Annotated in this window: 20 protein-coding genes; 13 read left to right on the forward strand and 7 right to left on the reverse strand. The window is 65.6% G+C overall.

The window, feature by feature from the left end:
* Positions 1-11 precede the first annotated feature (11 nt).
* Entirely contained in the window at positions 12-3176 is a 3165-nt protein-coding gene (locus tag ACSBPQ_RS08180; RefSeq protein ID WP_442681703.1) for a multidrug efflux RND transporter permease subunit, read from the forward strand.
* Between the two features lie 129 nt (positions 3177-3305).
* On the opposite strand, the gene ACSBPQ_RS08185 is transcribed toward ACSBPQ_RS08180, so the two are convergent.
* On the reverse strand, positions 3306-4454 hold the full coding sequence (locus tag ACSBPQ_RS08185) for an acyl-CoA dehydrogenase family protein (protein WP_442681704.1): 1149 nt from the start codon (positions 4452-4454) through the stop codon (positions 3306-3308).
* A 219-nt stretch (positions 4455-4673) separates the two neighbouring features.
* On the opposite strand from ACSBPQ_RS08185, the gene ACSBPQ_RS08190 reads away from it, so the two are divergent.
* The 4 genes from ACSBPQ_RS08190 (at position 4674) to ACSBPQ_RS08205 (ending at position 10682) form a co-directional block, all read left to right on the forward strand.
* On the forward strand, positions 4674-5603 hold the full coding sequence (locus ACSBPQ_RS08190; RefSeq protein WP_442681705.1) for an ArsR/SmtB family transcription factor: 930 nt from the start codon (positions 4674-4676) through the stop codon (positions 5601-5603).
* A gap of 21 nt (positions 5604-5624) precedes the next feature.
* The gene (locus tag ACSBPQ_RS08195; protein WP_442681706.1) at positions 5625-6704 is read left to right on the forward strand and encodes a homocysteine S-methyltransferase family protein; all 1080 of its coding nucleotides are present in this window, start codon (positions 5625-5627) and stop codon (positions 6702-6704) included.
* On the forward strand, positions 6701-9385 hold the full coding sequence (gene metH / locus ACSBPQ_RS08200; RefSeq protein ID WP_442681707.1) for a methionine synthase: 2685 nt from the start codon (positions 6701-6703) through the stop codon (positions 9383-9385). The genes ACSBPQ_RS08195 and metH overlap by 4 nt, the downstream gene beginning before the upstream one ends.
* Before the next feature lie 112 nt (positions 9386-9497).
* Positions 9498-10682 carry an MFS transporter gene (locus tag ACSBPQ_RS08205; RefSeq protein ID WP_442681708.1) on the forward strand — a complete coding sequence of 395 codons (1185 nt, stop codon included), beginning with the start codon at positions 9498-9500 and terminating at the stop codon, positions 10680-10682.
* 56 nt (positions 10683-10738) lie between these two features.
* Here ACSBPQ_RS08205 and ACSBPQ_RS08210 read toward each other — a convergent pair whose 3' ends face one another.
* From ACSBPQ_RS08210 to ACSBPQ_RS08230, 5 genes are all read right to left on the reverse strand, one after another.
* Positions 10739-11383, reverse strand: coding sequence for a DUF2058 domain-containing protein (locus ACSBPQ_RS08210; RefSeq protein ID WP_442681709.1), 645 nt, complete (start codon positions 11381-11383; stop codon positions 10739-10741).
* Between the two features lie 9 nt (positions 11384-11392).
* Positions 11393-11632: a SlyX family protein gene (locus ACSBPQ_RS08215; RefSeq protein ID WP_442681710.1), complete on the reverse strand. Its 240-nt coding sequence runs from the start codon at positions 11630-11632 to the stop codon at positions 11393-11395.
* Positions 11625-12974 (reverse strand): UDP-glucose dehydrogenase family protein, encoded by a 1350-nt coding sequence (locus ACSBPQ_RS08220; protein WP_442681711.1) that lies wholly within the window; start codon positions 12972-12974, stop codon positions 11625-11627. The genes ACSBPQ_RS08215 and ACSBPQ_RS08220 overlap by 8 nt, the downstream gene beginning before the upstream one ends.
* Before the next feature lie 21 nt (positions 12975-12995).
* The gene (locus tag ACSBPQ_RS08225; protein WP_442681712.1) at positions 12996-13952 is read right to left on the reverse strand and encodes an FKBP-type peptidyl-prolyl cis-trans isomerase N-terminal domain-containing protein; all 957 of its coding nucleotides are present in this window, start codon (positions 13950-13952) and stop codon (positions 12996-12998) included.
* An 85-nt stretch (positions 13953-14037) separates the two neighbouring features.
* On the reverse strand, positions 14038-14553 hold the full coding sequence (locus tag ACSBPQ_RS08230; protein WP_442681713.1) for a glutathione peroxidase: 516 nt from the start codon (positions 14551-14553) through the stop codon (positions 14038-14040).
* Positions 14554-14761: 208 nt separating this feature from the next.
* On the opposite strand from ACSBPQ_RS08230, the gene ACSBPQ_RS08235 reads away from it, so the two are divergent.
* The 7 genes from ACSBPQ_RS08235 to ACSBPQ_RS08265 are packed head-to-tail and all read left to right on the forward strand — an operon-like array spanning position 14762 to position 19189.
* On the forward strand, positions 14762-14980 hold the full coding sequence (locus ACSBPQ_RS08235; RefSeq protein ID WP_442681714.1) for a hypothetical protein: 219 nt from the start codon (positions 14762-14764) through the stop codon (positions 14978-14980).
* Positions 14981-14982: 2 nt separating this feature from the next.
* Positions 14983-15345 (forward strand): GntR family transcriptional regulator, encoded by a 363-nt coding sequence (locus ACSBPQ_RS08240; RefSeq protein ID WP_442681715.1) that lies wholly within the window; start codon positions 14983-14985, stop codon positions 15343-15345.
* Positions 15342-16214, forward strand: a complete 873-nt coding sequence (locus ACSBPQ_RS08245; RefSeq protein ID WP_442681716.1) for an ABC transporter ATP-binding protein — start codon at positions 15342-15344, stop codon at positions 16212-16214. The genes ACSBPQ_RS08240 and ACSBPQ_RS08245 overlap by 4 nt, the downstream gene beginning before the upstream one ends.
* Positions 16211-17227: a hypothetical protein gene (locus ACSBPQ_RS08250; protein WP_442681717.1), complete on the forward strand. Its 1017-nt coding sequence runs from the start codon at positions 16211-16213 to the stop codon at positions 17225-17227. The genes ACSBPQ_RS08245 and ACSBPQ_RS08250 overlap by 4 nt, the downstream gene beginning before the upstream one ends.
* Before the next feature lie 25 nt (positions 17228-17252).
* Positions 17253-18080 (forward strand): DUF4097 family beta strand repeat-containing protein, encoded by an 828-nt coding sequence (locus ACSBPQ_RS08255; protein WP_442681718.1) that lies wholly within the window; start codon positions 17253-17255, stop codon positions 18078-18080.
* Between the two features lie 29 nt (positions 18081-18109).
* Entirely contained in the window at positions 18110-18697 is a 588-nt protein-coding gene (locus ACSBPQ_RS08260; protein ID WP_442681719.1) for a DUF2884 family protein, read from the forward strand.
* Positions 18698-18754: 57 nt separating this feature from the next.
* Entirely contained in the window at positions 18755-19189 is a 435-nt protein-coding gene (locus tag ACSBPQ_RS08265; RefSeq protein ID WP_442681720.1) for a hypothetical protein, read from the forward strand.
* A gap of 48 nt (positions 19190-19237) precedes the next feature.
* Here ACSBPQ_RS08265 and ACSBPQ_RS08270 read toward each other — a convergent pair whose 3' ends face one another.
* On the reverse strand, positions 19238-20629 hold the full coding sequence (locus tag ACSBPQ_RS08270) for a class II fumarate hydratase (protein WP_442681721.1): 1392 nt from the start codon (positions 20627-20629) through the stop codon (positions 19238-19240).
* Positions 20630-20798: 169 nt separating this feature from the next.
* Between ACSBPQ_RS08270 and purB the strand changes: the two genes are divergently transcribed.
* Entirely contained in the window at positions 20799-22181 is a 1383-nt protein-coding gene (gene purB, locus ACSBPQ_RS08275; protein WP_442681722.1) for an adenylosuccinate lyase, read from the forward strand.
* Positions 22182-22222 lie beyond the last annotated feature (41 nt).

Consider the following 22222-nt stretch of genomic DNA (forward strand, 5'->3'; position numbering starts at 1 on the left):
GGACCGCTCCCATGCCTAAATTCTTTATCGACCACCCGGTATTCGCCTGGGTGGTGGCCATTCTGATCTCGCTGGGCGGGGTGATCTCCATCCTCAACCTGGGTGTCGAGTCCTATCCTAGCGTGGCCCCGCCGCAGATCACCGTTTCGGCCACCTACCCCGGCGCCAGCGCCTCCACCGCCGAGAAATCGGTCACCCAGGTCATCGAGCAGCAGCTGACCGGCATCGACAACCTGGTCTATTTCAACTCCTCGTCGTCCTCCACCGGCCGGGTGACCATCACCCTGACCTTCGACAGCGGCACCGACGCCGACATCGCCCAGGTGCAGGTGCAGAACAAGGTGGCGCTGGCCACGCCGCGCCTGCCCTCGGAGGTGACCAAGCAGGGCGTGGTCGTGGCCAAAGCCAATGCCGGCTTCCTGATGGCCGTCGGCGTGCGCTCCGATGACGGTGCGATCGACCGCGACGCGCTCAACGACATCGTCGGCGCGCGTGTGCTGGAGCAGATTTCGCGCGTTCCGGGCGTCGGCAGCACCCAGCAGTTCGGCTCCGAATACGCCATGCGCATCTGGCTGAACCCGGAAAAGCTGCAGGGCTACCACCTGTCCGCCACCGATGTGTACAACGCCATCGGCACCCAGAACCTGCAGTTCGCCGCCGGCTCGGTGGGCGGCGACCCGGCGCCCAACGGCCATGCGTTCACCGCCACGGTGGCCGCAGAAGGACGCTACAGCTCGCCGGAAGAGTTCGAGAACACCATCCTGCGCGCCAACAGCGACGGCAGCGTGGTCAGGCTCAAGGACGTGGCTACGGTCGCATTCGGAGCAACCACCTACGGCTTTGACACCAAGTACAACGGCAAGCCGGTGGCGGCCTTCGCCATCCAGCTGCTGCCCGGTGCCAACGCGCTGAACGTGTCCGACGCGGTGCGCGCCAAGATGGACGAGCTGGCCCCCAGCTTCCCGCCGGGCGTGAGCTGGTTCACCCCGTTCGACAGCACCACCTTCGTCAAGATCTCGATCAAGGAAGTGGTGGGCACACTGGTGGAAGCCATCATCCTGGTGTTCCTGGTGATGCTGGTCTTCCTGCAGAACTTCCGCGCGACGATCATTCCCACGCTGGTGATCCCGGTGGCCCTGCTCGGCACCTTCATGGGCATGCTGATGCTGGGCTTCACCATCAACCAGCTGACCCTGTTCGCGATGGTGCTGGCGATCGGCATCGTGGTCGACGATGCCATCGTGGTGGTCGAGAACGTCGAGCGCATCATGACCGAGGAAGGCCTGCCGCCACGGGCCGCCACGCAGAAGGCGATGGGCCAGATCACCGGCGCGGTGGTGGCGATCACCGTGGTGCTGGCGGCGGTGTTCATCCCCAGCGCCATGCAGCCCGGTGCCTCGGGCGAGATCTACAAGCAGTTCGCGCTGACCATCGCCATCTCGATGGGCTTCTCCGCCCTGCTCGCGCTGACCTTCACCCCGGCCCTGTGCGCGGCGTTCCTGCTGCCGACCCACAACGACAAGCCGAACTGGGTCTACCGCACGTTCAACAAGTACTACGGGAAGGTCGAGCACAGCTATGTCGGCATGGTCGGTGGCGTCATCAAACGCGCACCGCGCTGGATGATGGTGTTCGGCCTGCTGGTGGTGCTGTGCGGCTTCCTGTTCACCCGCCTGCCGGGCAGCTTCCTGCCGGAAGAGGACCAGGGCTATGCGCTGGCCATCGTGCAGTTGCCGCCGGGTGCCACCAAGACCCGCACCATGGGCGTGTTCGACCAGTTGCTGGGCACGCTGCAGAAGGAAGACGCCTTCGAAGGCATGATGCAGGTCACCGGCTTCAGCTTCCTGGGCATGGGCGAGAACGTCGGCATGGCGTTCATCCGCCTCAAGGACTGGGATGAGCGCAAGGTCACCGCGCCGGAGTTCATCCAGGCCATGAACAAGAAGGCCTACGGCATCAAGGATGCACAGATCTTCTTCGTCAACCTGCCCACGGTACAGGGCCTGGGCCAGTTCGGCGGCTTCGACATGTGGCTGCAGGACCGCGCCGGCGCCGGCCAGGATGCGCTGATGGAGGCGCGCAACACCCTGCTGGGTGCTGCCTCGCAAGATCCGTCGCTGGTCGGCGTGCGCCCCAACACGCTGGAGAATTCGCCGCAGCTGCAGCTGTCGGTGGACCGCGTGAAGGCCCAGGCCATGGGCGTGTCGGTCAATGATGTCTACACCGCGATCCAGATGATGCTGGCACCGGTCTACGTCAACGACTTCTTCTATGGCGGTCGCATCAAGCGCGTCAACATGCAGGCTGATGCCGCCTACCGCACCGGTCCGGAATCACTGCGCAGCTACTACGTGCCCAGCACCCTGTCCAAGGATGCCGATGGCCAGCCGGCGATGATTCCGCTCAGCACCGTGGTCAAGTCCGAGTGGATCTACGCCCCGCCGGCGCTGAACCGCTACAACGGCTATTCGGCGGTGAACATCGTCGGTGCACCGGCTCCCGGTGGCAGCTCCGGGCAGGCGATGAGCACGATGGAAAACCTGGTGCATGACGAGTTGCCGGCCGGCTTCGGCTTCGACTGGAGCGGCATGTCCTACCAGGAAATCCTCGCCGGCAACGCCGCGACGCTGCTGATGGTGCTGTCCATCGTGGTGGTGTTCCTGTGCCTGGCCGCACTGTATGAAAGCTGGTCGATTCCGGTGGCGGTGCTGCTGGTGGTGCCGATCGGCATCCTCGGCGCGGTGGTGTTCTCGCTGATGCGCGGCCTGCCGAACGATCTGTATTTCAAGATCGGCATGGTGACGGTGATCGGTCTGGCCGCCAAGAACGCGATCCTGATCGTGGAATTCGCGGTCGAGCAGCGCGCCCTGGGCAAGACCCTGCGCGAGGCGGCGATCGAAGCGGCGCACCTGCGCTTCCGCCCGATCCTGATGACCTCCTTCGCGTTCATCCTCGGTGTGCTGCCGATGGCCATCTCCACCGGCGCCGGCGCCAATGCCCGCCACTCGCTGGGCACCGGCGTGATTGGTGGCATGCTGTTTGCCACCATCATCGGCGTGCTGCTGATCCCGCTGTTCTTCGTCACCGTGCGCCGCATGCTGGGCGACAAGCTCGACGAGCAGTCCAAGGAATACATCGAGCAGCACCAGGTGCGCACCGTGCAGCAGGACCGCTGACCGGTCGAAACAGATGCAACGAAAAGCCCCGGCATTGCCGGGGCTTCTTTTTGCGCCACTTGCAGCAGCAGTGCAGGTCGCGGTCTCCGATAGGGCCCTGGACGCGCGCCTCGCCTCTGCCGGTGTAGTTCAGCGCACGCCGGTCTCGTTGCGGGCAATGACCATGCGCTGGATCTCGCTGGTGCCTTCGTAGATCTCGGTGATCTTGGCATCACGGAAGTAGCGCTCCAGCGGCATCTCCTTGGAATAGCCCATGCCACCGTGGATCTGCACCGCCTGGTGGGCGATCCACATCGCCGCCTCCGAGGCGGTCAGCTTGGCCACCGCCGCCTCGGTCGAGAACTTCCTGCCCTGCGACTTCAGCCACGCCGCGCGCAGGGTCAGTAGCAGCGCCGCATCCAGCTTGCACTTCATGTCGGCGATCTTGGCCTGGATCATCTGGAAGCTGCCGATCGGCGCACCGAACGACTTGCGCTCGCGCGCGTAGGCCAGCGACGCCTCATAGGCGGCACGGGCGATGCCTACCGCCTGCGAGGCGATGCCGATACGTCCGGAATCAAGCAGGCTCATCGCGATCTTGAAGCCCTGCCCTTCAACACCGATCACGTCTTCGGCACGGGCCACGTAGTCCTGGAATTCGATCTCGCAGGTGGCCGAGGCGCGTACGCCCAGCTTCGGCTCGGTCTTGCCGCGGCCGAAACCCGCACGGGTGGTGTCGATCATGAAAGCGGTGATGCCGCGCGAGCCCTTTCCGGGGTCGGTCATCGCGAACAGCACGATATAGCGCGCCACCGGACCGGAGGTGATCCAGCTCTTCTGGCCGTTGATGACATAGGTGCCGTCGGCCTGCCTGACCGCGCGGCAGCGCATCGCAGTGGCATCGGAGCCGGACTGCGATTCGGTCAACGCGAAGGCGCCGATTTCGCGGCCTTCGGCAATCGCCCGCACGTACAGCTGCTTCTGCTCCTCGCTGCCATGGCTGAGCACGGCATTGCAGAACAGCGAGTTGTTGACCGACATGATGGTGGCATGCGCGGCATCGGCGGCCGACACCTCGATGATCGCCAGCACGCTGGATACCGGATCCATGCCGGCGCCGCCGTATTCCGCCGGCACCTCGATACCCATCAGGCCGTTCTCGCCGAGCAGGCGGATGTTCTCCAGCGGGTATTCGCCGGTGGCATCGTGGTGTTCGGCGCTGGGGCCGATCTTCTCTTGGGCGATGCGCCGGGCCACGTCCTGCAACATCAGTTGTTCTTCGGAAAAGCTGAAATCCACTACACCCCTCCCAGGGCATTACGAAGTTTCGATTGTAACTGTCGACTCGGGAAGGGTGCGAAGAACATGGAAGGGGCGCGGCATAAGCACGGCTTCTGAGTGCCCCGGCAGGTGCCGATTCAGATTCGCGCCTCCACGTTCCTCTCCGCCGGCTTCCGCGCCTTGACCCTGCCGCGTTGCAGCAGCAGAATATCTCTCTATCTCGATAGGTAGATATTTATGGATCTGGAAGACTGGTCGACCCGTCTGAAAGTGTTTGCCGATGCGACGCGCGTGCGTCTGCTGACACTGCTGGAGCAGGAAGAACTGACCGTGGCCGAGCTGTCGGCGATCACCACGCTGGCGCAGCCGCGGGTTTCGACCCATCTGGCGCGGCTGAAGGAAGCCGGGCTGGTGCGCGACCGCCGTGCCGGGGTGTCGGCCTACTACCGCTTTGACGATGCCGCGCTGGATCCGGCGCAGCGTGCATTGTGGCATGCGCTCAGCAACGGCAGCGATGATCCGCTGCTGCGCCAGGATGCCGAGCGCGTCCCCGGCGTGCTGGCGATGCGCGCCGCCGACCAGAACTGGGCCGACAGCGTCGCCGGCGACATGGAACGGCATTATTCGCCGGGCCGCACCTGGGAAGCGCTGGCACGCAGTGCCCTGCCGCTGCTGGAAACCGGCGACGTGCTCGACATCGCCTCCGGCGACGGCGTGCTGGCCGAACTGCTGGCGCCGCATGCACAGCGCTATGTCTGCATCGACACCAGCGCCCGCGTAGTTGCCGCCGCCAGCGAGCGCCTGCGCAAGCTGCCCAACGTCGAAGTGCGCGAAGGCGACATGCATGCGCTGCCGTTCGTCGACGGCAGTTTCGACCTGGTGGTGCTGATGCACGCGCTGACCTATGCCGCGCAACCGGCCAAAGCCGTGGCCGAGGGCGCACGCGTGCTGCGACCGGGTGGCCGGCTGATGCTGTGCAGCCTTGCCCGGCATGAGCACAAGGTCGCGGTGGAAGCCTATGGCCACGTCAATCTCGGCTTCACCGGCAAGGAACTGCGCAAGTTCGTGGAGAAAGCCGGGCTTGAGGTATCCAGCCTTGAGACCGTGACCCGCGAGAAACGTCCCCCGCATTTCGAAGTCATTTCCCTGATCGCCCACAAATCCTGATCCCGATACAGCGAGTCCCCCATGCGCTCCCTCCCCTGGCTCCACCCCGACCGCGCCGCCCTGCTGCTGCAGGCTCTCCAGCAACGCATCCTGATCATCGATGGCGCCATGGGCACGATGATCCAGCGCCACCGGCTGGAAGAAGGCGACTATCGCGGTGAGCGCTTTGCCGGGGGCTTTGACAGCACCCATGCGCACGGACCCGGTTGCGAGCATGACCTGAAGGGCAACAACGACCTGCTGCTGCTCACCCGCCCCGAGGTGATCGCCGGCATCCATACCGCCTACCTGGAAGCCGGCGCCGATCTGGTCGAAACCAACACCTTCAACGCCACCTCGGTGAGCCAGGCCGACTACCACCTCGAGCACCTGGTCTACGAGCTGAACAAGGCCGGCGCACAGGTGGCGCGGCAGTGCTGTGACGCCATCGAGGCGACCACGCCGGACAAACCACGCTTCGTCATCGGTGTACTCGGCCCAACCAGTCGCACCGCCTCGATCAGTCCCAACGTCAACGATCCGGGCTTCCGCAACACCAGTTTCGACCAGCTGCGCGGCACCTACCGCGAAGCCATCGAAGGCCTGATCGACGGCGGCGCCGACACGCTGATGGTGGAAACCGTCTTCGACACGCTCAATGCCAAGGCGGCGCTGTTCGCCATCGAGGAAGCCTTCGACGCACGCGGCGCGCGGCTGCCGATCATGATCTCCGGCACCATCACCGATGCCTCCGGCCGCACCCTGTCCGGCCAGACCGCCGAGGCGTTCTACGCATCGATGGCACACAGCCAGCCGCTGTCGATCGGTTTCAACTGTGCGCTCGGTGCCACCCAGATGCGTCCGCATGTGGAAACCCTGGCCACGATCGCCAGCGGCTACGTCAGCGCGCACCCCAACGCCGGCCTGCCCAACGCCTTCGGCGAATACGACGAAACCCCGGAAGAAACCGCCGCCACGCTGAAGGAGTTCGCGCAGTCCGGCCTGCTGAACCTGGTCGGCGGCTGCTGCGGCACCACGCCTGCGCACATCCGCGCCATTGCCGAGGCCGTCGCCGGCATCCCGCCGCGCGCCCTTCCCACGCAACAGGAGCAGGCGGCATGAGCCAGCACCCGTATACCCGCCTGTCCGGGCTGGAACCGCTGGTCATCACCCCGGACCTGTTGTTCATCAACGTCGGCGAGCGCACCAATGTCACCGGCAGCGCGCAGTTCAAGAAGCTGATCAAGGAAGACCGTTACGAGGAAGCGGTGGACGTGGCCCGCCAGCAGGTGGCCAACGGCGCGCAGATCCTCGACGTCAACATGGACGAGGGCCTGATCGATTCCGAGAAGGCGATGACCCGCTATCTCAACCTGATCATGTCCGAGCCGGACATCGCCCGCATCCCGGTGATGGTGGACTCCTCCAAGTGGAGCGTGATCGAGGCCGGGCTGAAGTGCCTGCAAGGCAAGAGCGTGGTCAACTCGATCTCGCTGAAGGAAGGCGAAGCCGCGTTCATCGAACAGGCCCGGCTGGTACGCCGCTACGGCGCCGCCGCGGTGGTGATGGCCTTCGACGAGGACGGCCAGGCCGACACCTGCGCGCGCAAGGTGGAAATCTGCACCCGCGCCTACCGCATCCTCACCGAGGAAGTAGGCTTCCCGCCGCAGGACATCATCTTCGACCCGAACATCTTTGCCGTGGCCACCGGCATCGAGGAGCACGACAACTACGCGGTGGACTTCATCGAGGCCACCCGCATCATCAAGCGCACGCTGCCGCACTGCCATGTGTCCGGCGGCGTGTCGAACGTGTCGTTCTCCTTCCGCGGCAACGAGACCGTGCGCCAGGCGATCCACTCGGTGTTCCTGTACCACGCCATCAAGGCCGGCATGGACATGGGCATCGTCAACGCCGGTGCGCTGCCGATCTACGACCGGCTCGATCCGGAACTGCGCGAGCGGGTGGAGGACGTGATCCTCAACCGCCGCAAGGACGGCACCGAACGCCTGCTGGAAATCGCCGAGCGCTACAAGGGCAAGAAGGGCGAGAAGAAGGTCGAGGACCTGGGCTGGCGCGAGAAGCCGGTACGTGATCGGCTGGCGCATGCGCTGGTGCACGGCCTGGATGCGTGGGTCGAGGAAGACACCGAAGAAGCCCGCCAGCAATCCACGCGCCCGCTGGATGTGATCGAAGGCCCGCTGATGGATGGCATGAACGTGGTCGGCGACCTGTTCGGTGCCGGCAAGATGTTCCTGCCGCAGGTGGTCAAATCCGCGCGCGTGATGAAGAAGGCGGTGGCCTACCTGCTGCCGTACATCGAGGCCGAGAAACTGCGCACCGGCGATACCGGCAAGAGCAACGGCAAGATCGTCATGGCCACGGTCAAGGGCGACGTGCACGACATCGGCAAGAACATCGTCGGCGTGGTGCTGGCCTGCAACAACTTCGAGGTGATCGACCTCGGGGTGATGGTGCCGGCGCAGAAGATCATCGACACCGCACTGGCCGAGAACGCTGATCTGATCGGCGTATCCGGGCTGATCACGCCCTCGCTGGAGGAAATGGGCCATGTCGCCCGCGAGATGCAGCGCCAGGGCCTGACCATTCCGCTGATGATCGGCGGCGCCACCACCTCGCGCGCGCATACCGCGCTGAAGATCGACCCGCACTACAAGTCGCCGACGATCTGGGTTAAGGACGCCTCGCGTGCGGTTGGTGTGGCGCAGTCGCTGATCTCCGAGGATCTGCGCGCACCATTCGTCACCACCACCGAGGCCGATTACGCCGAGATCCGCCAGCGTCACCGCAACCGTGGCGATGCCAAGCGGCTGGTGTCGCTGGAGCACGCGCGCGGCCAGCGCTTCAGCTGCGACTGGGCGCAGTACGAACCGGCGATCCCGCAGCAACCGGGCCTGCATGTGTTCGACGACTGGCCGCTCGATGACCTGGTGCCATACATCGACTGGTCGCCGTTCTTCAGCGCTTGGGAACTGGCCGGCCGCTTCCCCGCTATCCTCACCGACGAGATCGTCGGCGTGCAGGCCAGCGAGCTGTACCACGATGCGCGCACCATGCTGGACAGAATCGTCAAGGAAAAGTGGCTGACCGCAAAAGCGGTGTTCGCGCTGTGGCCGGCCAACAGCCGTGGAGATGATGTGGTCATCAACGCCGCCACCACTCCCACCACCCTGCACTTCCTGCGCCAGCAGGTGGACAAGCCGGCCGAGCGCCCGGACTTCTGCCTGGCCGACTTCATCGCCCCGGAGGGCAGCGGCAAGCAGGACTGGATCGGCGGCTTCGCCGTCACCGCCGGCCTCGGTATCGAACCACACCTGGAGCGCTTCCGCGGCGAGTACGACGACTACAGCGCGATCCTGCTCAAGGCACTGGCCGACCGTCTGGCCGAGGCGCTGGCCGAACGCCTGCATCACCGCGTGCGGACCGAGTACTGGGGCTATGCCAGCGACGAGTTGCTGGACAACGAGGCGTTGATCGCCGAAAAGTACCGCGGCATCCGTCCCGCTCCCGGCTATCCCGCGTGCCCGGAGCACAGCGAGAAACGCACGCTGTTCCAGTTGCTGGATGCCGAAAACAACGCCGGCATGATCCTGACCGAAGGTTTTGCGATGCTGCCGGCGGCGGCGGTGTCCGGCTATTACATCAGCCATCCGCAGAGCCAGTACTTCGTGGTCGGTCGCGTCTCCAAGGAGCAGGTCAGCGACTACGCGCGACGCAAGGGCGTAGACATTGTCCAGGCTGAACGCTGGCTTGCCTCCAATCTCGATTACGACCCCGAGTGACCTGCCAATGGACGGACAGCCGTCACACTAGCCCCGGGCACGCCAGCGCCCTGCCGTCGCTCCTGCTTGCGCGGTGGCATTCCTGTCCGTCCATGCCCCCACCGCGGTTTCCATGACTTCCATATCCACGCCGGGTGCGACGGTTCCCGTCGCCCGGCTGTCCAGTTTCTACTTTTTCTATTACGCCGCGCTCGGCGCGTTCACCCCGTACTGGAGCCTGTACCTGCAGTCGCGGGGAATGAGCGTCACCGCGATCAGCGTGATGATGAGCCTGTGGTACGCCACCCGCGTGGTCGCGCCCAGCACCTGGACCTCGCTGGCGGCCACCTCGCCCCGGCCCATCTACTGGCTGCGGATCGGCTGCGTACTCACCCTGCTCACCTTCACCGGCTTCCTGGTCCCCGCACCGGAATGGTCGATGTATGCGGTGATGATCGCGTTCTGCTTCTTCTACAACGCGGTGATGCCGCAGTTCGAATCGATCACCCTCACCCATCTGGGCAGTGACAGCCACCGCTACGGCCTGATCCGGGTGTGGGGCTCGTTCGGCTTCATCGCCGTGGTGACCAGCTTCGGCTGGCTGATCGAACACCATGGCGCCGGCAAGCTGCCGTGGCTGATGCTGCCGCTGTTCGGACTGATGATCGGCTCGGCCTTCCTCAACCGCTACGCCCGCGACATCCCCACCGGCACCCATGGCGAGGGCGGTTTCTGGGCCATCGTCCGGCAGAAGCCGGTGCTGGCGTTCTTCATCGCCGCCTTCCTCGAACAGCTCTCGTTCGGCCCGTACTACACCTTCTTCTCACTCTACATGGACCAGCACGGCTACAGCACCTCGCTGCTGGGGCTGATGTGGACGGTCGGCGTGGTGTTTGAAGTGGCGGTTTTCTTCCTGATCTCGCGCTTCTTCCGCCGCTGGGACGCCAGCTGGCTGCTGATCATCTCCATGGCCAGCGCCGCGCTGCGCTGGTGGGCCACCGCGCTTTGGCCGGAGAACATTCCGGTCATGCTGATCGCCCAAGCCACTCATTGCCTGGGCTTTGCCGCGTTCTTCGCCTCGGCGATGCAACTGCTGGCGCGCTACTTCCCCGGCCAGCTCAACGGCCACGGGCAAGGGCTGTTCTACGGCTTCTCGTCCGGGCTCGGCGGCGTGCTTGGCGCGCTGATCGCCGGCCAGCTGTGGCAGTTCGGCGATGGCAAGGCGGCCTTCATCGCCGGCGGCTTCTTCGCACTGGCCGGTGCGTTGATCGCCTGGTATTACGTGCCGCCACGAAAACATGTCGCGCCCGTGAACTGACGGATACGGAAAAGGCGCCTGTCGGCGCCTTTTCTTTCCACTTCATCGTCTGCGGGTTACCAGACCAGATCGTCCGGCACCTGGTACTGCGGGTCGGCGTAGGGATCATCGGCCACCGGCGCAGCCGGGTCGATCTTCAGCGCCACGCCCGGCGGGAACACCGCCTCGGCTTCAGCCAGCAGCGCCGCCGTCACCAGGATGTAGCGGCCGTTCTGCTGCAGCACGCCCAGTTCACCGGCGTTGAGCGCCTTGAGCTGTTCGGCGTTGACGTAGATGCGCTTGATCTTGCCGCCGTATTCGAAATGGCGGGCGATATCGGCCTCCGGATCGTTCAGACCCTTGTCCTTGATCAACGCCTCCATCTTGGCGCGCGCCTCGCGGCGCAGCCGGGCTTCTTCCTGTTTCTGCCGCTCCGCTTCGATGCGCTCGTCCTTCTCGCGCTGCGCACGGATGGCATAGGCCTTGGCCAGGTCGATGTCTTCCTGCGAACGCGGCTTGCGCGCGCGCTGCTGGCCACCCGCTGCCGCCTTGCCAGCATGGGTGGGCTTGCCGCCCTGGCCTGGCTTGTTGCCCGCCTGCGGGCGGCCTTGACCCGGCTTGCCCTGCGGGCGGCCATCACGGCGGGAATCGGGCTTGCGCTCCGGCTTGGGCGCAGGCTTGAAGCCCAGCCCGAGGAGCTGGTCTCGGAGTGTATCGCTCATGGCAGATTGTCAGTAATGCGGGGGCGGTGGTTCATCGGCGGCGTCGGCGTACAGCGCGGTACGCACCTTGCCCAGGTCATCGAGCAGGTGGCGCAACAGGTCGGCGTTGCGCGAACCCTGCATGCGGGCGTCGGCCAGCGCCTCGCTCATCTCGGCCAGCGCCTGCTCTTGGAAGGAGACGCGCATTTCCAGCTCGATCAGACGGGCTTCAAGCGCCTGGTCGCGCTCGTTGGAGGAAAAATCAGACATGCAGGGAACGCCCCCGGCCAATTCCGTAGTAACCGAGGCCGGAGGCCTCGACTTCCTGCGGGTCATAGAGATTGCGGCCGTCGAATATCACCGCATCGCCCAGTGCCTGGCGCAAGCGGGTGAAATCGGGGCTGCGGAACTGTTTCCATTCGGTGACCACGATCAGCGCATCGGCGCCTTCCAGCGCCGCGAATGCGGAATCGCACAGCACCAGGTCCTCGCGCTCACCGAAGATGCGCCGTGCTTCGGCCATCGCTTCCGGATCGAACGCCCGCACCTTTGCTCCCGCTTCCCACAGCTGGCCCAGCAGGCGCCGGCTGGGAGCGGCACGCATGTCGTCGGTATCGGGCTTGAACGCCAGCCCCCACACCGCGAAGGTCTTGCCGTGCACGCCCTCGTCTTCGCCACGGTCGTAATGCCGTTGCAGCAGTGAGAACAGGTGTCCCTTCTGCGCGTCGTTGACCGCTTCCACCGCGTCCAGCAGCTGTGGCGTATGCCCGTGCTGCCTGGCGGCGCGTGCCAGCGCCTGCACATCCTTGGGGAAACACGAACCGCCATAACCGGCGCCGGGATAGATGAAGTGCCAGCCGATGCGCGGATCCGAACCGATGCCCTTGCGTACCTGCTCGATATCGGCCCCCACCCGTTCGGCGATGTTGGCGATCTCGTTCATGAAGCTGATCTTGGTCGCCAGCATCGCGTTGGCGGCGTACTTGGTCAGCTCGGCCGAGCGCACGTCCATCTCCACCACCCGGTCGCGGTTGCGGTTGAACGGCGCATACAGGCGGCGCAGGATCGCCACCGCTTCGGGGCTGTCGGAGCCGATGATGATCCGGTCCGGTCGCATGCAGTCGGCCACCGCATCGCCTTCCTTGAGGAATTCCGGGTTGGAGACCACCTCGAAGGCGATCTCCACACCGCGTGCCGCCAGTTCGTCGGCGATCGCCGCGCACACCGTGTCGGCGGTACCGACCGGCACCGTCGACTTGTTGACCACCACGGCCGGCGCTTGCAGATGGCGACCAATCGTGCGCGCCACCGCCAGCACATATTGCAGATCGGCACTGCCGTCTTCGTCGGGCGGCGTACCGACCGCGATGAAGAGCACCTGTCCATGCGCGATCGCGGCAGCCGCATCCGTTGTGAACGCCAGCCTTGATTCGGCATGGTTGGCGCTCACCAGCGGCGCCAGTCCCGGTTCGTAGATCGGGATGACGCCCCGGTTCAGGCCCTCGACCTTGGCCTGGTCGATATCGACACAGACCACGTCATGGCCTACTTCGGCCAGGCAGGTCCCGGTGACGAGACCGACATAGCCTGTACCGAAAATCGCAACACGCATGGAACAGGTACTCCGTCGACCTTACTGCAGGATACCCAGCAGCTCGACGTCAAACGTCAAGGTCGCATCAGGACCGATCGGGCCACCCGGGGTGCCGCTGCTGCCATAGGCCAGCTCGGAGGGAATCCAGAAGCGGTACTTGGCACCGACCGGCATCAGCGACACGCCCTCGGTCCAGCCCTTGATCACCTGGTTCAGGCCGAAATCGACCGGCTCGCCGCGCTGGTAGCTGCTGTCGAACACGGTGCCGTCCAGCAGCTTGCCTTCGTAGTTCACGCGCACGCGGCTGGTTTCCACCGGACGCTCACCGCTGCCCGGGCGGATCACCTGGTACTGCAGGCCCGAGGCGGTGGTCACCACGCCCGGCTGGGTCTTGTTCTTGGCGAGGAAGGCATTGCCCTGCTCACGGTTCTTGCCGGCCGCAGCGCTCTGCTGCGCGGTGCTGAACGCCTGCAGCGTGGCCTGCGCCTGCTGGCGGTCCATCAGCGGCGTGCCCTTGCTGAACACGGTGGTGATGGCCTGGAACGTCGCATCCAGATCGATCTCGTCCTTGATCGGCGCCAGCGACGGGCCGACCGCATAGCCGCCCAGCATCAGGCCGACCTTCTCCTTGTCCACCGACGGCGGCTGGCTGCCCGGCGCCATGCCCGGCACCTGCTGGCCGGAACGGGCCATCATCACCGTACGCAGCGCCTGGTCTGTCTGCTGCGCCTCTTCCTGCGAGAGCAGCGGCTGGCCACCGGCAAAGGCGTTCTCGATGGCGCGGCGCAGCGCGGCAACGTCCACTTCCGAAGCGATGGGTTCGAACGAGCTGGCCACATCGATACCGATGGCGTAACCGACTTTTTCACGATCCGAGGTCAAAACAGACATCTCCTTGGTAGCCGCCGGGGCGGCAGTTTGCGACATCACGACACCCGGTGCCGCCATTGCCAGAATCAGTAGCGACGCCGCGGCGCCGCGCTTTCCCATCTTCATTCGCTGCTTTCCTGGAAGTGAACAAACGCCGCGGTCGGCGCGAGGGGCGCCATTGTCGCACGCATGCCGCCATTGTCGAGGCACATCAGCGGCCAGGCGTGGGGGCGGCCAGCTCGCGCTCGATCGCCGCACGCAGCGCCGGATCATCCGGACGCACCTTGCTCGGGAACTGCGCCACCACCCGCCCGTCGCGCGACACCAGATACTTGTGGAAATTCCAGCCCGGCGCCACGCCGGTGGCACGGCTCAGGTCCTGGTACAGCGGCGTCGTTTCCGGGCCGATCACATGCACCTTCTGGAACATCGGGAATTTCACTCCGTAGGTCAGCGTGCAGAACTCCTGGATCTGCGCCTCGGTGCCCGGCTCCTGGCCCTTGAAGTCGTTGGACGGGAAGCCCAGGACCGAGAAGCCACGCGCGGACAGCTCCTGCTGCAGCGCCTCCAGCCCCTCGTACTGCGGAGTGAAGCCGCACTTGGAGGCGGTGTTGACGATCAGCAGCACCTTGCCGCCATAGCGCTGGTTCAGATTGATTTCACCCTGCCCGGCCAGTGGCCGGTAGTCGCGGTCCAGCAAAGGTCCGGCCGCAGCGCCTGAAGCCATCCCGGCGGATGCGACAAAAAACAGGGAAATCATGAACTTGCCAATACCCATAAGCCTTCTCCTCGGTCGTCGGCGGCAGTCACGCACGGTGGCGGCAAACCGCTGACAGAAATAGTTGCAAAGCACCGTGTCGGTGTTATAGTTGCATACAACACCAGCCACCCTGATCAAGGGAGCCGACATGGACAGCAGAAGCCACAAGCACGCATTGCAGATCGCCCTGGCCAGTGGCGCACTGCTGTTGTCCGGCTGTTTCGCCACGCCTGAAACCGACCGCACCCGCGTCCGGGATTATGCAACCGAAGCAGCAGGTGATGCGCAGGATGCCAACGACCCCAAACCCGCGAAACGGCCCACCAGGCGGATACGCACCAGCCTGGCACTGCCCTATTTTTCCTTCGCACAGTCGCTGAACCCGCGGAGCTGAACATGACCGACATCCAGTGGAGCGATGGTGCTCCCATCTACCGCCAGCTGAAGGATCGCGTGATCGCGATGATGCTGGACGGCCTGCTGAAACCGGGCGATGCCCTGCCCTCGGTACGCCAGGTGGCGGCCGACTACCAGTTGAACCCGATCACGGTCTCGCGCGCCTACCAGGAGCTGGCCGACGAGAACCTGGTCGAAAAACGCCGCGGCCTGGGCATGTTCATGACCGAGGAGGCCGCTCTCAAACTGCGCGGCAACGAGCGGCAACGCTTTCTTACCGAAGAGTGGCCCGGGGTGCTGGAACGCATCCAGCGACTGGGCCTGACGATGGACGATCTGCTGCCACCGGGAACCACACTATGAATGCCGCCCTTGACACGGTTGTTTCCGCCACCGGCCTGCGCAAGGCCTACAAACAGAACACGGCGCTGGACAATGCCTGCTTCGCCATCGCCCCGGGCCGCATCGTCGGCCTGATCGGCCCCAATGGCGCCGGCAAGACCACCGCGCTGAAGGCCCTGCTCGGACTGACCCCGTTCGAGGGTGAGCTGCGCGTGCTGGGCATGGACCCGCGCACGCAGCGCGACGCGCTGATGAATGATGTCTGCTTCATCGCCGACGTGGCGGTGCTGCCGCGCTGGATCCGGGTGAAAGAGGCCATCGACTTCGTCGCCGGGGTGCACCCGCGCTTTGACCGCGCCCGCTGCGAGCGCTTCCTGGCCAACACCAAGCTGCAGCCGAAGCAGCGCGTGCGCGAACTGTCCAAGGGCATGGTGGTGCAGTTGCACCTGGCCCTGGTGATGGCCATCGACGCCCGCATCCTGGTGCTGGACGAGCCGACCCTGGGTCTGGACATCCTGTACCGCAAGGAGTTCTACCAGCGCCTGCTGGAGGATTACTTCGACGAGCAGAAGACCATCATCATCACCACCCACCAGGTGGAGGAGATCGAGCACATCCTCACCGACGTGCTGTTCATCCGTGACGGCAAGATCGTGCTCGACACCGACATGGACAGTGTCAGCGGACGCTACACCGAGCTGCTGGCCTCGGCCGATACCCTGCAGGCCGCCCGCGAACTGGGACCGATCGACGAACGCAGCCTGCCGTTCGGCAAGACCGTGCTGCTGTTCGATGGTGTCGAACGCAGCCGCATCGCCGCCCTCGGTGAAACCCGCAACCCCGGCCTGGCCGACCTGTTCGTGGCCATCATGAAGGGAACCTACGCATGAACGCCCTCCACCACATCACCCCGATGGGCAAGTTCAAGTGGCTGCTCAAGCGCGAATACTGGGAAAACCGTGGCGGTTTCCTGTGGGCACCGCTGATCGCCGGCGGCATTTCACTGCTGCTGTCGCTGATGGCGATCATCGCCGGGCTGTTCGCCGCCAACCGTGCCGCGCGAAACGGCGACCTGCATATCAACGGCATCAACGTCAACGGCCTGGACCTGGGGCTGTTGACCGCGCAGATGACGCCGAAGGATATGGCCAAGTGGAGCGAGGGCATCGACTTCACCTTGCTGCTCAGCTCGGCCTGGCCGTTCATCGTGCTGGCCTTCGTGGTGTTCTTCTACTGCCTGGGCGCGCTGTACGACGACCGTCGCGATCGCAGCGTGCTGTTCTGGAAATCGCTGCCGCTGTCCGATACCCAGACCGTGCTGTCCAAACTGGCCAGCGCGCTGGTCGTGGCGCCGGTGCTGGCGGTGATCGCCGCCATTCTCACCCTGCTCGGCTTCGCGTTGATGATCAGCATCGTGGCCATGGCCCATGGCGGCAACCCGATGACCCTGGTCTGGGGACCGGCCAACCCGCTGACCATCATTGGCGGCATGCTCGCCTGGATTCCGGTCTATGCGCTGTGGGCACTGCCCACCGCCGGCTGGCTGCTGCTGTGCTCGGCCTGGGCCAGGAGCAAGCCGTTCCTGTGGGCGGTGATGCTGCCGGTGTTCGCCGGGGTGATCGTCAGCTGGTTCGGGCTGATGAAGCTGTTCGGCATGAATGCCGGCTGGTTCTGGGCCAACGTGGTCGGCCGCCTGTTGCTGGGCACCGTGCCGGGCATCGAGCTGGCCTATACCGCCAGGGCGTCTGACAACACGTCGCTGCAGTCGGCACTGCAGGGCTTCACCGCCAGCAGCCAGCTGTCGGTCCTGGCCGAGCCCCAATTGTGGATCGGTGCGGCGTTCGGCGTCGTGTTCATCGCCGCCGCCATCTGGCTGCGGCAACGGCGTGCCGGTGAAATCTGACCCCTGTGCACTGCGAGGAATTCCGATGAAAACTTTCCCTTTGCTGCTCACCCTGGCCCTGCTGCCGGCCAGCGCCCTGGCGGAACAACAGTGCAAATTCAGCCAGCCACAGGCGCTGGAACTGGACCTTGCCGGTGCCAAGGCCGTGGTGTTCGAGGTCAACAGCCATGAGCTGCGCCTGCAGGCCAGCCCCGCTGCCAAGGCTGCGCTGGCAGGCCGCGCCTGCGCCTCTACCCAGGACCTGCTGGAGCAGCTGTCGCTGAGCCAGCGCAAGGTGGGTGACAAGCTGGTGGTCACCCTGGAACGCAAGAACCAGGGCCTGAACTTCAACTTCAGCGGCAACACCTATGCCTATCTGGATGTGTCCGGCACCGTGCCGGACACCGTCCTGGTACAGCTGAAGGTCGGCTCGGGCGACGCCACGCTGACCGGCGCCCATTCGATGAGTGCCGACGTCGGCTCCGGCGATGTCACCGCCCGCGACATCAAGGGTCTGGCCACTGCGGCAGTCGGTTCCGGCGATCTCCAGTTCGACAACATCGGCGCGCTGCACCTGCTCTCGCTCGGCTCGGGCGACGCCCGCGTCAAGGGCGTACGCGGCGACGCACGGATCGGCACGGTCGGTTCCGGCGACCTTGAGCTGCATGGTGTGCAGGGCAACGTGAGCCTGGAACGGGTCGGCTCCGGCGATGTCGAGGTGCGCGACACCCGTGGCGACGTCAGCCTGGAGGCGATCGGCTCCGGCGACCTGGAAGTCCACAACGCGGCCAGCCTGCGCGTGCAGCGCACAGGCAGCGGCTCGATCCGTCACACCGGCGTCAGCGGCAGCATCGAGCTGCCAAAAAAGCGCTGACCCCTACCCTCCGCAACGGACCGCACACCATGAAAACCCTTGTCACACCCCTGATCGCGCTCGTCCTGGCCCTGCCGCTGGCCGCCTGTGGCGAACGTCCGCAGGCCAATGATCCGGCCGCCGATACCACGCTGGGGCAGAAAGTCCGCGAGGCCACCGACGTCGCCCGCAAGCAGCTGGCCGAAGGCAACATCAGCGTTTCCAAGCACAGTGGCGCCAAGGTCGAAATCGCGCCCGATGGCAGCCTGCTGATCAACGATGCCGCCGTCCCGCTCGACGCCGGCCAGCGTGCACTGGCGCTGCGCTACCGCGAGCAGGTAGTAGCCGTGGCTGATGCCGGCATCGAGATCGGCGTGCAAGGCGCCAATCTTGGCGTGCGTGCCGCAGGCGAGGCGATCAAGGGGGTTTTCTCCGGCGATACCAGCCAGATCGAGCAGCGGATCAACGCCGAGGCCGAACAGCTCAAGGCCCGCGCGGCGAAAATCTGCGACCAGCTGCCGGCGCTGCTGGCCACCCAGCAGCAGCTGGCCGCCGCCGTCCCCGCGTTCAAGCCCTACGCCACGATGGACCAGGGCAGCATCGACAAGTGCCGCGACGGGCAGGTCGAACTGCCCTGAGCGGCATTCAGGCGGGGGCGGTAAAATACCGCTCCCGTCGCAACACCCTGTGCTGTCATGAAAAAGCTGCTGTTACTCGTTCTGGTGGCCATCGCCACGCTGGCCACCGGCTGTGACCGCGAAAAATATGCCGACCATCGCGCCGAACGCAGCAAGCCCAAGGCCGAGGTCATGAGCGACCGGATCGCGATCCGCCGCGCGCCGTATCCGAACCTGGACATCCTCCCCGACGGCCGCCTGCGCGTGGACGACATCGAGATACCGCTCACCGCCGAGCAGCGCGAGATGCTGCAGACCAGCTTCGTGAAGCTGCAGATCCTGCGCCAGAACACGCTGACCGAGACCGCCGCCAACGGCGCCGATTCCGGCACGCGCTCGCTGCCGATCCCACTGCCGGCCGGGCAGCAGGTGTTCCCCGCCGATATCGGCCAGCGTATTCCCGAATTCAAGGAATACAACGAAGCGTTGGCCAATCTGCGCGCCATCCGCTGATTGCACGCGACAGTGCCGGGAGATGCCCGGCACTGCGACTGCGCATCCTCACTGCCCGTGGATGCCGCCACGGGTCAGCGCCGCCGGGTCCAGCAGCCGCTTCAATTCGGCCTCCGACAGCCCACTGTCCTCCACCGCCACCTCCAGCACCGGCCGCTGCTCCTTGTAGGCGCGCTTGGCGATCGCCGCGGCCTTCTCGTAACCAATGATCGGGTTCAGCGCGGTCACCAGGATCGGATTGCGCGCCAGCGCCTGCCCCACCCGCTCCTGCTTGACCACCAGCCCGGCGATCACCTTGTCGGCCAGCAGATTCATCACGCTGGACAGCAGCTGGATCGAATCGAGCAGGTTGGCGGCAATCAGCGGCAGGGTCACGTTCAACTGGAAATTGCCGGTCTGCCCGGCCACGGTGATCGCGGTGTGGTGGCCGATCACCTGCGCGGCGGCCATCACCGTTGCCTCCGGAATCACCGGATTGACCTTGCCCGGCATGATCGAGCTGCCCGGCTGCAGCGCCGGCAGCTCCACCTCGCCCAGTCCGGCCAGCGGCCCGGCGTTCATCCAGCGCAGGTCGTTGGCGATCTTGATCAGCGCCACCGCCAGCGCATTGAGCTGGCCAGACAGCTCCACCGCGTCGTCCTGCGCGGCCAGCCCTTCGAACTTGTTGTCGGCGCTGTCGAACTTCACCTTGGTTGTGGTCGACAGCGCCCGCACCACCTTGCCGCCGAAGCGCGGATCGGCATTGATGCCGGTGCCGATCGCGGTGCCGCCCAGCGGCAGCCGGCGCAGCCGTTTCAGGCTGTCCTCGATCCGCGCCTGCGCCGAGGCCAACTGCGCCGACCACGCCCCGAATTCCTGGGCGAAGGTCAGCGGCATCGCGTCCATCAGATGCGTGCGCCCGGTCTTGACCACCTTGCCCAGCCCACGCGCACGCCTGTCGATGGTCCTGCGCAGGTGCTTGAGGGCGGGCAGCAGGGCTTCGACCGTGGCCAGCTGCGCCGAGACACGGATCGCGGTCGGGATCACATCGTTGGAACTCTGCCCCAGATTGACATGGTCATTGGGGTGCACGACGGTCTTGCCGGCCTTGCCGCTGGCGTTTGCGAGCGTGGCGATCACCTCGTTGGCATTCATGTTCGAGGAGGTACCCGAGCCGGTCTGGTAGACGTCAATCGGGAAATGCGCGTCGTGCGCGCCCATCGCCACCTCGGTCGCGGCGGCCTGGATCGCCCGCGCCACGCCCTTGGGCAGCAGCCCCAGCCCGGCATTGACCTCGGCCGCCGCGCCCTTGATCAGCCCCAGCGCCCGGATGAAGGCCCGTGGCATGCGCTGCCCGGACACCGGGAAATTCTCCACCGCGCGCTGGGTCTGCGCCCCCCACAGCGCCTCGGCCGGCACCTGCAGCTCGCCCATGCTGTCGTGTTCGACACGCGTTTTCATAGGATTCCTCCAACGGTTGGAAATTCCAGCGGCAACTTCGGCCGCGCCTGAAGCCGCAATCTAGCCGATCACCCGGAAGCAATTCGTTTGCGCCGGCAACCGTGATCCAGCCTGGCCGCGCCATCGGCGTAGAATATGCGCCCCCGCCACTGCCCCATTGCCTGCCGACATGACGGATATCTCCCGCCCGGAAGCCACCCTGCTCGCCCTGTCCCCGCTTGATGGCCGCTATGCCGGCAAGGTCGACGCGTTGCGCCCGATCTTCTCCGAGTACGGCCTGATCAAGGCCCGCGTGAAGGTCGAGATCGAATGGCTGCTGGCGCTGGCCGCCGAGCCGGGTATCACCGAGCTGGCCGATTTCTCCGCCGCCGGCAAGTCCCGGCTGCGCGCGCTGGCCGACGGTTTCTCGGTCGACAACGCCGCCCGCGTCAAGGAAATCGAGCGCACCACCAACCACGACGTCAAGGCCGTGGAGTACTTCATCAAGGAACAGCTCAAGGACGACGCCGAGCTGTCCCCGGCGTTGGAGTTCGTGCATTTCGCCTGCACGTCCGAGGACATCAACAACCTGTCCTACGGCCTGATGCTGGCCGAGGCCCGCGAGCAGGTGGTCGTGCCCGCCTACGCCGGCATCGCCGCCGCGCTGCGCCAGCTGGCCCACGCCCAAGCCACGCAGCCGATGCTCTCGCGTACCCACGGCCAGACCGCCTCGCCGACCACGCTGGGCAAGGAGATCGCCAACGTCGTCGCCCGCCTGGAGCGGCAGATCAGGCAGATCAATGCGGTCGAGCTGACTGGCAAGATCAATGGCGCCGTCGGCAACTACAACGCCCACGTCGTCTCCTACCCGGACGTGGACTGGCCGGCCTTCGCCGAACGCTTCGTCACCTCGCTGGGCCTGGTGTTCAACCCCTACACCACCCAGATCGAGCCGCACGACAACGTCGCCGAGATCGGCGATGCCGCCCGTCGCGCCAACACCATCCTGATCGACCTGGCCCGCGACATCTGGGGCTACATCTCGCTGGGCTACTTCAAGCAGAAGCTCAAGGAAGGCGAAGTCGGCTCCTCGACCATGCCGCACAAGGTCAACCCGATCGACTTCGAAAACGCCGAAGGCAATTTCGGCATCGCCAACGCCTTGTTCGAACACTTCTCGGCCAAGCTGCCGATCAGCCGCTGGCAGCGCGACCTGACCGACTCCACCGTGCTGCGCGCCGTGGGCACCGCCTTCGGCCACAGCCAGATCGCACTGGATTCGCTGGCCAAGGGCCTGGGCAAGCTGACCGTGAACCCGGAGCGCCTGGACGCCGATCTGGACGCGGCCTGGGAAGTGCTGGCCGAAGCCGTGCAGACGGTGATGCGCCGCCACGGCCTGCCCAATCCGTACGAGCAGCTCAAGGCCCTGACCCGCGGTCATGGCATCACCGCCGATTCGATGCGCGAGTTCATCGAGTCGTTGGAGCTGCCGGCCGAGGCCAAGCAGCGCCTGCGCGAGCTGACCCCCGGCGGCTATGCCGGCCTGGCCGCGCAGTTGGCCAAGGCGATCTGAAGCCAGTCCACCTGAGCGAACCCAAAGAAGAGCCGGCACTG

The organism is Stenotrophomonas sp. JC08 (assembly GCF_052180205.1).
Classification (GTDB): domain Bacteria; phylum Pseudomonadota; class Gammaproteobacteria; order Xanthomonadales; family Xanthomonadaceae; genus Stenotrophomonas.

Coding starts and splice junctions, on each gene's coding strand:
- ACSBPQ_RS08240 (WP_442681715.1), top strand. CDS start 14,983: ATGACCGACATCCAGTGGAGCGATGGTGCTCCCATCTACCGCCAGCTG.
- ACSBPQ_RS08225 (WP_442681712.1), bottom strand. CDS start 13,952: ATGAAGATGGGAAAGCGCGGCGCCGCGGCGTCGCTACTGATTCTGGCA.
- ACSBPQ_RS08220 (WP_442681711.1), bottom strand. CDS start 12,974: ATGCGTGTTGCGATTTTCGGTACAGGCTATGTCGGTCTCGTCACCGGG.
- ACSBPQ_RS08210 (WP_442681709.1), bottom strand. CDS start 11,383: ATGAGCGATACACTCCGAGACCAGCTCCTCGGGCTGGGCTTCAAGCCT.
- ACSBPQ_RS08250 (WP_442681717.1), top strand. CDS start 16,211: ATGAACGCCCTCCACCACATCACCCCGATGGGCAAGTTCAAGTGGCTG.
- ACSBPQ_RS08195 (WP_442681706.1), top strand. CDS start 5,625: ATGCGCTCCCTCCCCTGGCTCCACCCCGACCGCGCCGCCCTGCTGCTG.
- ACSBPQ_RS08190 (WP_442681705.1), top strand. CDS start 4,674: ATGGATCTGGAAGACTGGTCGACCCGTCTGAAAGTGTTTGCCGATGCG.
- ACSBPQ_RS08215 (WP_442681710.1), bottom strand. CDS start 11,632: ATGTCTGATTTTTCCTCCAACGAGCGCGACCAGGCGCTTGAAGCCCGT.
- ACSBPQ_RS08270 (WP_442681721.1), bottom strand. CDS start 20,629: ATGAAAACGCGTGTCGAACACGACAGCATGGGCGAGCTGCAGGTGCCG.
- ACSBPQ_RS08230 (WP_442681713.1), bottom strand. CDS start 14,553: ATGGCTTCAGGCGCTGCGGCCGGACCTTTGCTGGACCGCGACTACCGG.
- ACSBPQ_RS08205 (WP_442681708.1), top strand. CDS start 9,498: ATGACTTCCATATCCACGCCGGGTGCGACGGTTCCCGTCGCCCGGCTG.
- ACSBPQ_RS08265 (WP_442681720.1), top strand. CDS start 18,755: ATGAAAAAGCTGCTGTTACTCGTTCTGGTGGCCATCGCCACGCTGGCC.
- ACSBPQ_RS08245 (WP_442681716.1), top strand. CDS start 15,342: ATGAATGCCGCCCTTGACACGGTTGTTTCCGCCACCGGCCTGCGCAAG.
- ACSBPQ_RS08255 (WP_442681718.1), top strand. CDS start 17,253: ATGAAAACTTTCCCTTTGCTGCTCACCCTGGCCCTGCTGCCGGCCAGC.
- ACSBPQ_RS08180 (WP_442681703.1), top strand. CDS start 12: ATGCCTAAATTCTTTATCGACCACCCGGTATTCGCCTGGGTGGTGGCC.
- purB (WP_442681722.1), top strand. CDS start 20,799: ATGACGGATATCTCCCGCCCGGAAGCCACCCTGCTCGCCCTGTCCCCG.
- ACSBPQ_RS08260 (WP_442681719.1), top strand. CDS start 18,110: ATGAAAACCCTTGTCACACCCCTGATCGCGCTCGTCCTGGCCCTGCCG.
- metH (WP_442681707.1), top strand. CDS start 6,701: ATGAGCCAGCACCCGTATACCCGCCTGTCCGGGCTGGAACCGCTGGTC.